This is a genomic window from Streptomonospora arabica (assembly GCF_039531585.1).
Lineage (GTDB): Bacteria > Actinomycetota > Actinomycetes > Streptosporangiales > Streptosporangiaceae > Streptomonospora > Streptomonospora halophila.
The window spans coordinates 316,760-328,885 of sequence record NZ_BAAAQI010000004.1; the positions used below are offsets into that span (position 1 = coordinate 316,760).

9 protein-coding genes and 1 tRNA gene are annotated in these 12,126 nt (G+C 73.2%); 2 read left to right on the top strand and 8 right to left on the bottom strand.

Annotated features, from left to right (window positions below; translation table 11 throughout):
- Positions 1 to 59 precede the first annotated feature (59 nt).
- The 3 genes from ABD284_RS09825 to pruA form a co-directional block, all read right to left on the bottom strand.
- A complete protein-coding gene (locus tag ABD284_RS09825) occupies positions 60 to 953 on the bottom strand; it encodes a Bax inhibitor-1/YccA family protein (protein WP_344142344.1) in 894 nt (297 codons plus the stop codon).
- 285 nt (positions 954 to 1,238) lie between these two features.
- Positions 1,239 to 2,165, bottom strand: coding sequence for a proline dehydrogenase family protein (locus ABD284_RS09830; RefSeq protein WP_344142345.1), 927 nt, complete (start codon positions 2,163 to 2,165; stop codon positions 1,239 to 1,241).
- Positions 2,166 to 2,400: 235 nt separating this feature from the next.
- Positions 2,401 to 4,026, bottom strand: coding sequence for an L-glutamate gamma-semialdehyde dehydrogenase (gene pruA, locus ABD284_RS09835; protein ID WP_344142346.1), 1,626 nt, complete (start codon positions 4,024 to 4,026; stop codon positions 2,401 to 2,403).
- 138 nt (positions 4,027 to 4,164) lie between these two features.
- Here pruA and ABD284_RS09840 point away from each other — a divergent pair, with 138 nt between their 5' ends.
- A complete protein-coding gene (locus tag ABD284_RS09840) occupies positions 4,165 to 5,979 on the top strand; it encodes a PucR family transcriptional regulator (RefSeq protein WP_344142348.1) in 1,815 nt (604 codons plus the stop codon).
- Positions 5,980 to 6,000: 21 nt separating this feature from the next.
- Here ABD284_RS09840 and ABD284_RS09845 read toward each other — a convergent pair whose 3' ends face one another.
- From ABD284_RS09845 to ABD284_RS09865, 5 genes are all read right to left on the bottom strand, one after another.
- Positions 6,001 to 6,861: a nitroreductase/quinone reductase family protein gene (locus tag ABD284_RS09845; protein ID WP_344142349.1), complete on the bottom strand. Its 861-nt coding sequence runs from the start codon at positions 6,859 to 6,861 to the stop codon at positions 6,001 to 6,003.
- Between the two features lie 612 nt (positions 6,862 to 7,473).
- Positions 7,474 to 7,547: transfer RNA gene (locus ABD284_RS09850), tRNA-Leu, on the bottom strand.
- Positions 7,548 to 7,984: 437 nt separating this feature from the next.
- Positions 7,985 to 9,364, bottom strand: coding sequence for an NAD(P)/FAD-dependent oxidoreductase (locus ABD284_RS09855; RefSeq protein WP_344142351.1), 1,380 nt, complete (start codon positions 9,362 to 9,364; stop codon positions 7,985 to 7,987).
- A 414-nt stretch (positions 9,365 to 9,778) separates the two neighbouring features.
- Positions 9,779 to 10,804, bottom strand: a complete 1,026-nt coding sequence (locus ABD284_RS09860; protein WP_344142353.1) for a Ppx/GppA phosphatase family protein — start codon at positions 10,802 to 10,804, stop codon at positions 9,779 to 9,781.
- Positions 10,801 to 11,400: a DUF501 domain-containing protein gene (locus tag ABD284_RS09865; RefSeq protein ID WP_344142354.1), complete on the bottom strand. Its 600-nt coding sequence runs from the start codon at positions 11,398 to 11,400 to the stop codon at positions 10,801 to 10,803. The genes ABD284_RS09860 and ABD284_RS09865 overlap by 4 nt, the downstream gene beginning before the upstream one ends.
- Positions 11,401 to 11,482: 82 nt before the next feature.
- On the opposite strand from ABD284_RS09865, the gene ABD284_RS09870 reads away from it, so the two are divergent.
- Positions 11,483 to 12,097 carry a mycothiol-dependent nitroreductase Rv2466c family protein gene (locus ABD284_RS09870; RefSeq protein WP_344142356.1) on the top strand — a complete coding sequence of 205 codons (615 nt, stop codon included), beginning with the start codon at positions 11,483 to 11,485 and terminating at the stop codon, positions 12,095 to 12,097.
- Positions 12,098 to 12,126 lie beyond the last annotated feature (29 nt).

The window sequence follows — 12,126 nt, forward strand, 5'->3', positions numbered from 1 at the left end:
TGCCGGCTGCGCGGGGGCCCCGCGCCGGGCTCAGGCCGCGCCGCCGGGCCGCGCGGCGGCTACTCGCTGAAGAGCGACTTCAGGATCCACAGCAGGCGCAGGATCTCGATGTAGAGCCAGACCAGGGTGACGGTCAGGCCGAACGCGAGCTGCCAGGAGTACTTCCGCGGCAGGCCCATGTTCAGCGCGTCCTCGATCTGGCGGAACTCGATCATGAGCATCGCGGCGGCCAGGGTGACCGCCAGCAGCGAGATGCCCAGGCCCAGGAGCGAGGGCTCGCGCAGACCGAAGCCGCCGGGGATGAACAGCGCGGCCACGAAGTTGACCAGGAGCAGCACCAGCAGGCCCGCCGCGGCGGCGGTGACGACCTTGACGAAGGTGTTGGTCACCCGGATGATCCGCAGGCGGTAGACCGCCAGCACCGCGCCCGCCGCGATCAGCGTCCCGAAGACCGCCTGGGTCACCAGCGAGCCCATCGCCATGCCGTTCTGCGACATCAGGGACAGCTCGAAGACGCCGCTGAGGCCGCCGACGAGCAGGCCCTCCAGGGCGCCGTAGGTCAGGATCAGCGCCGGGTTGGTGGACTGCTTGAAGGCGATCACCAGGCCCAGGACCAGACCGCCGAGAGCACCGAACAGGGCGAGGCCGAAGCCGAGCGGGTTGCCCGACACGGCCAGGAAGTAGGTGGGCACCGCGGTCAGCACGACCAGGCCGAGCGTCATCGCGCTGCGGACGACCACGTCGTCGATGGTCATCCGCTCCGCCGTGGACGGCGTCTGCGGACCGTAACCGGGCTGGGGGTAGCCGTATCCGGTCTGGGGAGACGGCTGGCCGTAGGGCTGGGCGTATCCGGCCTGGTAGGGGGCGCCCTGGCCGTACGGCGTCTGGCCGTATCCGGCCTGGCCGGACCGCATCGCCCGCTTGAGAACGGGGTTGGAACTCCTCATCCGCATGTCTGCGCAAGCCTTTCCAGGGCGTGACGTGTCTGCCGCTAACGTAACGCACTGCGTCGCCGCCGGGTTCCCGAGCCATATCACAGGTCGGACTCGCCCTCGGCCGGCGGCATTGCGGCGGGACCGCTACGGGACCGCGGCGCACGAGCGCGGGTCGCCGCCCCGCCGAAGCGGGCGCACCGCGCACATGGTCCGCCTCCCCCCGCCGGCGCCGGGAGGCGCACGGGTCCTTCCGGTGGCGGCGGGCGGACGCCGGTCGGCCGCGGCCCCCGGTGGCTCGCCCGGTCAGCCGTTCGTGAGCAGCGACCGGGCGAAGAACGCCACGTTGGCCGGGCGCTCGGCCAGGCGCCGCATGAAGTAGCCGTACCACTCGTCGCCGTAGGGCACGTAGACGCGCATGCGCCTGCCCTGCTCGGCGATGCGGCGCTGCTCGTTCTCCCGGATGCCGTAGAGCATCTGGTGCTCGTAGTCGCCGGGGCCGCGGCCGCCGGACTCGGCGAGCGCGCCGGCGATGGACACCAGCCGCGGGTCGTGCGAGGCCACCATCGGGTAGCCCTGCCCGGCCATGAGGACGCGCAGGCAGCGGACGTAGGAGCGGTCGACCTCGGCCTTGTCCCGGTAGGCGACCGACGCGGGCTCGTCGTAGGCGCCCTTGCACAGCCGCACGCGCGAGCCGGCTCCGGACAGGTCGCGGCAGTCCGCCTGGGTGCGGTGCAGGTAGGCCTGGAGCACCGCGCCCACCCACGGGAAGTCGGTCCGCAGCTCGGTGAGGATGCCCAGCGTGGAGTCCACGGTCGTGTGGTCCTCCATGTCCAGGGTGACCGTGGTGCCCGCCGCCGCGGCCGCCTCGCAGATGCGCCGCGCGTTCTCCAGCGCGATCTTCTCGCCGTCGCCGGGCAGGAACTGGCCCACCGCCGACAGTTTCACCGACACCTCGGCGCGCTCGGCCAGGCCCGCGCGGTCCAGCTCGGCCAGCAGCCGCGAGTAGGCGTCGACGGTGTCCTGCGCCTGGCCGGCGTCGCGGGTGTCCTCGCCCAGGTGGTCCAGGGTCACCAGGCGGTCGGCGGTCAGCCGCTCGACGGCGGGCAGCGCCGACTCCAGCGTGGAGCCGGCGACGTACTTGGCCACCAGGCCCCGGGTGACCGGCGCGCGCTCGACCAGCGTGCGGCAGGTGCGCGACCGCGCCGCGGCCAGCAGTGTCGTACGAAGCATGTGCGACCTCGTTCTCCTCGTGCCCGCCGATCCGGGTAGCGGTCCAGCGGTGCGGCTAGCTAGGGCCCCGCCGGTCCTGCGCCCGGTCGGGGCGCGGGCCCGGTGGGGTGTCCGCCCACAGGGTGTGTCCGGATGGCTCCGTCCCCCGCGCGCGGCGCACTCGCGCGCCCGAGGCGCGAAGCGCGGCCCTCGGCGCGGGGGCGCCGCGCGGCGGGACGGGTGCCTCGAACGCGCCCTACCCCTGGTGGGGGTAGGCGGAGGACTTCGGCGGGACGAAGGTCTCCTTGATCGAGCGCGGGCTCGCCCAGCGGGCGAGGTTCTGCGCGCTGCCGGCCTTGTCGTTGGTGCCCGACGCGCGGGCACCGCCGAACGGCTGCTGCCCGACCACCGAGCCGGTCGGCTTGTCGTTGACGTAGAAGTTGCCCGCGGCGAAGCGCAGCCGGTGGTGCGCGGCGGTGATCGCCTGGCGGTCGGTCGCGATGACACCGCCGGTCAGCGCGTAGGGCGAGCCCTGGTCGACGACCGAGAGGATGCGCTCGTAGTCGTCGTCCTCGTAGACGTGCACGGCGATGAGCGGGCCGAAGTACTCGGTGCGGAACACGTCGTCGTCGGGGTCGGTGCCCACCAGCACCGTGGGCCGCACGAAGAAGCCGGTGGAGTCGTCGGCGGTGCCGCCGGCGACGATCTCCAGCGTCTCCTCGGTGCGCGCGCGCTCCAGGACGCCGGCCAGCCGGTCGAAGGAGCGGCGGTCGATGACGGCGCCGAGGAAGTTGCCCAGGTCGGTGACGTCGCCCATGGGCAGCGCCTCGACTTCGGCGACCAGGTCGTCGCGGAGCCGCTCCCAGACCGAGCGGGCGACGAACGCCCGCGAAGCCGCCGAGCACTTCTGGCCCTGGAACTCGAAGGCGCCGCGCACGATGGCGGTGCGCACCACGTCCGGGTCCGCCGAGGAGTGGGCGACGATGAAGTCCTTGCCGCCGGTCTCGCCGACGACGCGGGGGTAGGAGCGGTAGTTCTCGATGTTCTCGCCGACGGTGCGCCAGAGCTGCTGGAAGACGCGGGTCGAGCCGGTGAAGTGCACTCCGGCCAGGTCCGGGTCGGCCATGACGACCTCGGAGACGTCCTTGCCGTCGCCCGTGACCATGTTGATGACGCCGGGGGGCATGCCGGCCTCCTCCAGCAGCCGCATCAGCAGGTGCGCGGCGAACTGCTGGGTGACGGCGGGCTTCCACACCACGACGTTGCCCATCAGCGCCGGAGCAGTGGGCAGGTTGCCGGCGATGGCGGTGAAGTTGAAGGGCGTCACCGCGTAGACGAAGCCCTCCAGCGGGCGCTGCTCGACGCGGTTCCACTGGCCGGCGGGACTGTAGGGCTGCTCGGCCATGAGCTTGCGGGCGTAGGCGACGTTGAACCGCCAGAAGTCGATCAGCTCGCAGGCCGCGTCGATCTCGGCCTGGATCGCCGTCTTGGACTGGCCGAGCATGGTGGCGGCGTTGACGGTCTGGCGCCAGGGGCCCGCCAGCAGGTCGGCGGCGCGCAGCAGGATGGCGGCGCGCTCGTCGAAGGGCATGTCGCGCCAGGCGGGCGCCGCCTGCTTGGCCGCGGCCACGGCCGCGCGGGCGTCGTCCTGCGTCGCGGTACCGAGGGTGCCCAGGACGTGCGCATGCTTGTGCGGCTGCACGACGTCCACGCGCGCGCCGCCGCCCATGCGGCGCTCGCCGCCGATGGTCATGGTCAGCTCGACGGGCTCCTTGGCCAGTTCGGCCAGCTTGGCGGTCAGCTCGTCCCGCTCCGGGCTCCCTGGCGCATAGGTCAGAACCGGCTCGTTGGCCGGGGTGGGGACGTTCGTGACGGCGTCCATGGGCCCTCCCTCGGTTCGTCTGGTGGAACCGGACAAACGTAGAAGAAGCAGACCGAGGTCGGCCTTGTCGCAGAAGCCACGATTCGCACCGCGCGGTTGGCCGATAGGACAAACGGGGATGCGACAGAATGGACGGTCATGGACGTGCCATCGGATCCCTACGCAGCGCCCGCCGCGGCCGGTACCGCAGGTGAGAGCGCGGGCATACCGCTGCGCCGGCTGCTGCTGGCGGTCGGCGACCCGCTCGTGGACGTGCTCGCCGCTCCCGCGGGCCTGGATGTGCGGGTGGACAATGTGGTCATCGTCGACCCCGAGGACGAGGCCGAGGCCTTCGCCGGCGACCTGGTGCTGCTGATCGGAGCGCGCGGCAGCGCCGCCCGGCACCTGGTCCGCGCGGCCGCGCGGCGCGGCGCGGCGGCGGTGGCGGTCAAGGTGCACTCCGACGAGCCCGCGTATCCGCCGCCGCAGGGCTGGGGCACGGCGCCCCAGGTGCGGCGCGGCGGTGACGAGGTCGCGCTGCTGCGCGCCGAGGCCAGCGAGGCCGGGGTGGCGCTGCTGGGCGTGCGTCCGGAGGTGCGCTGGGACCAGCTGCAGTCGCTGTGCCGCAGCGTGCTCGACGACGCCCGGCTGACCTCCGAGGCCGATTTGGGCGAGACCGCGGGCGACCTGTACTCGCTGGCGCAGACGATCTCCGCGCTGACGGGCGGGCTGGTGACCATCGAGGACTCGGCCAGCCGGGTCCTGGCCCATTCGAGCGGCGAGGAGGCCGACGAGCTGCGCCGGCTCTCGGTGCTGGGGCGCCGCGGGCCCGAGCAGTACCTCGCGCTGCTGCGGGAGTGGGGCGTGTTCTCCCGGCTGCGCGCCGGCGAGGAGGTGGTGCGCATCGACGAGCACCCGCAGCTGGGCATCAGGCGGCGGCTGGCGGTGGGCATCCACGCGGGCTCGCAGCCGCTGGGCACGATCTGGGTGCAGGAGGGCGCCCAGCCCCTCGCCGAGGACGCCGAGCAGGCGCTGCTGGGCGCGGCGCGGATGACGGCGCTGCACCTGGTGCGGCACCGCACCGAGGCCACAGTGGGGCTGCGGCTGCGCGACGACCTGCTGGCCAGCCTGCTGGAGGGCCGCATCGAAGCGGCGGCGCTGGCCGACACCATCGAGGTCACCACCGACCGGCCGGCGCTCGTCGCCGCCTTCGCCATCTCGCCCTCGGGGGCGCCGGGCGCGGGCGGCCGCACCGACCCCGCCCGCGGCGGCGGGACCGACCGCTCCGGCCGGGAGCTGAACCGTCGGCGGCTGGTCGACCTGATCACCGTGCACACCGCCGCCTACCGCCGCACGTCGCTGGTCACGGCGGTGGGCGGGCGGATCTACGTGCTCATGCCCGACCTCGTGCGCGGCGGCGGCTCCGGCGGATCGGGCGGCTCGGACTCCCCGACCGACTCCTCCCGGCGGTCGGCCGAGTCGTCGGTGCTGGCGCTGACCCGCAAGACGGTCGAGGCGGCGCGGGCCACGCTGGGCGTGGCGGTGCAGGGCGCCGTGGGCTCGCCGGTGGACTCGCTGGCCGCCATTCCCGACTCCCGTGCCGAGGCCGACCGCATCCTGGACGCGATGGGGCGCGATCTGGCGATGGACGTCGCCACCATGTCCGACGTACGCACCCAGGTCCTCATCAGCGAGACCCTGGCCTACCTGCGCGGCACGCCCGCCCTGCGCGACCCCCGCGTCAGCGCCCTCGCCGACCACGACGCCGCGCAGGGCTCGGACCTGGTGGTGTCGCTGCTGGCCTATCTGGAGGAGTTCGGCGACGTCCGCACCGCGGCCGCCCGGCTGCACATCCACCCCAACACCCTGCGCTACCGGGTCCGCCGCGCGGAGTCGGTCAGCGGCATCGACCTCTCCGACCCGACCCAGCGGCTGTTCACCCACCTCCAACTGCTGATGGAGCGCGCCACCTGACCCGCGGGCCCGCGGCCGCGCCTACGGCGCCATGGCGTCGAGGACAGGCACCAGCTGCTCCTCCTCGTAGTCGAGGTGCGCCTCCAGTTCGTTGATCAGGCGGTCGACCTCGGCGCCGAGGTCGGCGGGGCCGGCGGCGGGGGCGTCGAGCCGGGACTTGAGCCGTTCCAGCAGGCTCTCCACACGCTTGTGCTCTTCACCGAGGCGTGCGACGACGCCGGCGAGCTCGGGGCGGGCCTCGGCGATGCCGGGAAGCATCCCGGCGTCTTCCATCGTGTGGTGGCGGCCCAGGCCCTGACAGACGGTCAGGCAGTTGATCCGCAGTTGGGCGCCGAGGTTCGGACCCGAGCGGGCGACCTCGTCGCGGATCATCGCGAGCTCGCGCCGGAACGCGTCGTGCAGGACCTTCAGGCCCTGCCCCATGCGCTGCTCGACGGGCGTGCCGCTCACGGGGTGGAGGGCGACGACGGGGATGGTGCGCTCGGTGCCGGCCTGGTACTCGGCCCAGCCGGGGTCGGCCTCGGCGGCACGGGCGAAGAGCGCGTCGCGCTCCTCGCCCTCCACGACGACGGCGTCGGCCTCCATGACGAACACCCCGTTCTCCACGGTGACGCGGGGGTTGGTGCGCAGGTTGTGGAACCAGCCGGGATGGCGATCCCCGCCTCCGGCGGAGGCGATGACCAGCAGGCGTTCGCCGTCGGGCAGGAACGCGACCGGCGTGGTGCGGCGCCTGCCGGATCGGGTCCCGGTCGTGGTCAGCAGCAGCAGGCGGGCGCCCTCGAACATGCCGCCGACACGGCCGTGGTTCGCACGGAACTCCTCGATGATCGCTCTGTTGAAATCGCCGCTCTCGAAGCGGTCTTCGGTCTGCTCTTCGGTCATGCGGTGCGTACTCCAGGATCGGTGGACCGCTGTCGCGGTGGTCGGTCTGCGGAGGCGCGCAGTGCCCGCGCATGCGGATGCGCTGCGCGCGATCGGCGGTTTCGGACGGGACGCGCGTCGCCTCGCCGCCGCGGGCAAAGACCGCGGTGGGATGGAACCGGAGCACGCGCCCGGCCCGCGCAGCCGGACGGAGTCGGGTGCCCGGGATGCCCGGTGAACGCGGGACGCACCGGACGCCACGGAGCAGAACTCGGCTGCTCCGGCACGGACCGGGCTGCGGAACGCGGGGGAACGACGCGGGGCTGTCCGCGTCAGGTCAGACGGCGCCTGTGAATCGGCTGCTCACGACATCATCCCCTTCGGCGTTCGGGGCGCCGCCCGCACGCCGCGTCCCTCTCCGGCGGCGTTCGGCACCCCTTGAATCCAAGTTCATGACAGCAACCGCGTCAACGGAACCGGCCGGATCCGGACGGGGGCTCAATACGGGGCCGAAGAGGCGGGAAGCGGCGGGAGCGGCGGACGCTTGCGGGGTGGGCCGGGTGCGCGCTCGGGAGGCGTCGTCAGCGGGCACGCGCGCGGGCCGGCCCGGACCGCCGCCGCGGAGTCCAGCTGTACCCCCGGTCGGACTCGAACCGACACTTGTGACCCTTTTAGGGGGCCTGCCTCTACCATTGGGCTACGAGGGCGGCACCATCATACCGGCGATGGCCGATTCACCGGGATTCGCGCCGGTTCGACCTGCCGAGACGCGAATCCGGCCGGTCCGCTCCGCGGCCTCCCGCCGCCGCGACAGCGCCGGTCACACGGGCGTACCCGCGTCTTCCCGCCCCGGACCGGCCCGCGCGAATCCGCGGCCCGCCCGGGCGCGTCGCACCACTGTGGCATTGTGCGGCCTCGGCGGCGGCGCATTGCGGCCACGGGCCGCCGAACGGACGGGAAGCCGGGATTCGGCCGACGAACTCCGGTCACACGTGCCTGCAACTCAACCGGAACGCAACCGCCGTCACATCGCCCCGGCGCGGTGGAGCGGGCCCGGCCGGCGCCCCGTGCGCGCGCCCTCGGCGCAGAAGTACGGCCGGCCCCCCGCCAGGGGCCGGCCGCCATGGGGCGTTCCGCTACCGCGCTAGCTGACCCGGCGCAGCAGCTGCCCGTTCTCCACCTGGGGCTTGCTCGCGTCCTCGAAGGCCTGGCGCGGGTCCTCCATCTCGGGCAGGGCCGCGAAGTCCCGCCGCAGGAAGAACCCGACGATCCAGTCCGCCAGCACGCGCATCTTCCGGTTGAAGGTCGGCACTGCGTAGAGGTGGTACGAGCGGTGTGCGTACCAGGCCAGCCGGCCGGTCAACTTGATCCGGCCGAAGAGCTGGGCGGCACCCTTGTGCAGGCCCAGGCCGGCCACCGCGCCCAGGTTCTTGTGGACGTAGCGGGTCATCTCCTTGCCGCGCAGCGCGGCGATGACGTTTGCGGCCAGCACCGGCGCCTGGCGCACGGCGTTCTGCGCGTTGGGCGGGTAGAAGCCGCCCTTGCCGTCGGGCACCTGCGCGTTGTCGCCGCCGGCGAAGGCGTTCTCCACGCCGTTGACGGCGAGGTACTCGCTGGTGTCGAGGTGGCCCTTGGGGCCCAGCGGCAGGTCGCCGGCCTGCACCACCGGGCTGGGCTTGACGCCGGCGGTCCACACGAGCGTCCCGGCGTCGAACTCGGTGCCGTCGCTGAGCTTGACGCGCTGGTCGACCGCCGACTCCAGGAACGTGGACAGCCGCACGTCGATCCCGCGCCGCTTCAGCTGGTTCAGCGACTTCTCGCCGACGTCGCTGCCGACCTCGGGCAGGATCTTGTCCGCCGCCTCGATCAGGTAGAAGCGCAGGTCGTCGGCGCTGATGGAGGGGTAGATCCGCGTGGCGTCGCGAGCGAGGTCCTCCAGCTCGGCGATCGCCTCGGCACCGGCGAAGCCGCCGCCGACGAAGACGAAGTTGAGCGCCTTGCGCCGGATCTCGGGGTCGTCGGTGGAGTCGGCGATGTTCAACTGCTCCAGCACGTGGTTGCGCAGGAAGACGGCCTCCTCGACCGTCTTGATGCCGATCCCCCACTCGGCCAGCCCCGGGATGGGCAGGGTCCGCGACACGGCGCCGGTGGCCATCACGATGTAGTCGTAGGAGATCTGGCGGGGGTCGCCCACGGCGGGCTCGAAGTCGACCGAGCGGTTCGCGTGGTCCACGCGGATGACGCGGCCGGTGAGCACCCGCACCCGGTCGAAGACCTTGCGCAGCGGAACGACGACGTGGCGCGGGGAGATGCTGCCGGCAGCGATCTCCGGAAGGAACGGCTGGTAGGTCATGTAGGAGTTGGGGTCGACGACCGTGATGCGGGCTTCGCCCGGCCCCAGCTTCTTCTCCAGCTGCTTCGCGGTGTACATGCCCAGGTACCCACCACCGACGATGAGTACGTGCGGGATCTCTTCCCTGTCACCGCCGCCGTGCACGAGGCGGTAGTTCCTGCCTTCGGTCATCGCGCATCCGCCCTTGAGTCCCGTTCCACGCCCCCGGTCCGGGGCGCCAAAATCGGTAAGTCTTCGCTGACTGGCATGTTCCCTGTCGTCTTCCGACGGAAAGAACGCTCTTCTTCACCCGGGAGTCGAGGGTTCCTCTCTCCTCCTGCTTGTGCATTCTTTCACAAGCCGCTCCTAACATGAAAGCGGCGCACGGCACAGGTTTAGACCATGATAGACGGAGTCGGATGTTCGTTTGTGCAGGTCAGAGAGCTTGTGAAGGGATTCACGCACTCGATCGCAGGTGACGCGTCTCACCGGGCCCGCCGACCGGGGTCACATCGGCCCCGCGGCCCCGTGCCAGCGCACAGCGCCGGTCCGCGCCGGAACCCGCCCCGCGTGCCCGCCGTCACACGCCGCCGGCCTTCGCACGTCCTACTGCGCGCCCGCGGTCCCCTGCGCGCTCCCGTCCGGCGCGCCCAGGCAGAGCCCCCACGCGATCCCGTCCAGGATGTCGTGCTCGCTGGCCACGAACCCGGCGGCTCCGGTGCGCGCCACCACGCGCGAGAGGATCAGCGCGCCCGCGCCGATCACGTCCACCCGGCCCGCGTGCATGACGCCGATCGCCGCCCGCTGCCCGTGCTCCATCGCCAGCAGCTCCTCGGCGATCTCGTGCGCCCGCGCCGCCGGGACCCAAGCGTGGTGGATGCGCTCGGGGTCGTACTCCGGCAGCTCCAGCGCGATGCCCGCGACGGTCGTGGCGGTGCCGGCCACGCAGACCAGCGACGCGGCCTCGTCCAGCGGGACGACCTCGGCGGCCGCGTCCAGCGCGGCGTCGATGTCGGCGGTGGCCGCGGCGATCTGCTCGGCCGTGGGCGGGTCGTCCACGAGGTGGCGCTCGGCCAGCCGCACGCAGCCGATGTCGACCGAACGGGCCGCGCGCACCGGTCCCGCGCCGTCCGGGACGCTGCGCGGGTCGTCGTGGCCCAGCACGAACTCGGTGGAGCCGCCGCCGATGTCGACGATCAGGAACGGCCCGTCGAAACCGGTGTCGGCATCCTCCAGCTCGGCCGTGGCGCCGATGAACGACAGCTCGGCCTCCTCGTCGCCGGTGATGACCTCGGGCTCCACGCCGATGATCTCCGCCACGCCCCGCACGAACTCACCGCGGTTGCGGACGTCGCGGGTGGCACTGGTGGCCACCATCCGCACCGCTTCGGGCCCGAGCTCGACGCCGTTCTCCCGCATGAGGTCGGCGTACTCGCGCAGGGCGGCGAACGTGCGCTCCAAGGCCTCGGGGGTGAACTCGCCGGTTCGGTCGACGCCCTGGCCGAGCCGCACGACCTCCATGCGCCGTTCGAGATCGAGGAGCTGGACCTCCTCGTCCTCCACCCCGATCAGCGCCGAGACCAGCAGCCGGATCGAGTTCGTGCCGCAGTCCACGGCCGCCACGGTCGTCACCTGGTCGTCCCCTCGCTGTCGTCGTCTCGCGCCCGCAGTCCTTCCGCGGCGTCCGCGCCCTCGCCGCCGGCGCACACGCAGGGTCCGTCCGCCCACCAGCGCGGCAGCGCGTCCAGCGCCTCGCGGCCGAAGGGGTTGGCACCCGGCCGCGCCAGCTCGTGGGCGACCAGTGCGTGCAGGCACTTGACCCGCTCGGGCATGCCGCCGGCGCTCTGCATGCCCTCGGGCAGCGGATCGCCGCCGTCGCGGCGGGTCTGCTCGGCACGCTCGTCCAGGTAGGCGCGGTGGGCGCGCTCGTAGTCCGCGCGCAGCTCCGGCTCCTCGGCGAGGCGCTCCTGCATCCGCCGCATCGTGCCCCCCGCTTCCAGGGTCCCGACGGCCGAGGCCGCGCGCGGGCAGGTGAGGTAGTAGAGCGTGGGGAACGGGGTGCCGTCCTCCAGGCGCGGCGCGGTGCGCACCACGTCGGGCAGCCCGCACGGGCACCGGTGGGCCACCGCCCGCAGGCCGCGCGGCGGGCGCCCGATCTGGTCGCGCACCGCCGCGGCGTCGGCGTCGTCGACGCGGTCCGGCGGGGCGGCGTGTTCGGCGGAAGTCATCGCGACTTCAGCGTAGTGCCCGGTGGCACCCGCTGGGCACGCCGCACGGCCGGTAGGCCGCCGGCGGCCTACCATCGAAGCCATGGCCGATACCTGGACCGCGGACTTCTGGTTCGACCCCTCCTGCCCCTACACGCGCGTCACCGCCCGGTGGCTGGCGGAGGCCGCCCGAGTGCGCCCGATCAGCGTGCGCTGGCGGGTGATGAGCCTGTCGGTGCTCAACGAGCACCGCGACGACGATCCCGAAGGCGACCCCGAGGGCTATCTGTGGATTCCCGCGCGCATCTGCGCCGCGGTCCAGGCCGAGCACGGCCACGACGCGCTGGGCCGCTTCTACGACGCGCTGTGGGCCTCCCGTGAGCAGGCGGACGACTACGCCGCGGGGTTCGAGCACGCGCTGGTGCAGGCGGGACTGCCCGCCGGACTCGCGCGGGCCGGCACCTCCGACGCCTACGACGGCGCGCTCCGCGCTTCCCACGAGGAGGGCTTCGGACTCGTCGGCGGCGACGCCGGCACTCCGGTGCTGGCCGCAACGGCGCCCGACGGCAGGCGGGTGGCCGCCATGTTCGGCCCCGTCGTCTCCCGGGTGCCGCGCGGCGAGGAGGCCGGACGGCTGTGGGACGGTGCGGTGCTGGTGGCGGGCACCGCCGGGTTCCACACCATCAAGGGCCCGCCGGAGGCCGAGATCGAGGACTGAGCAAGCCGTACGCTGCGGGCCGGGCACAG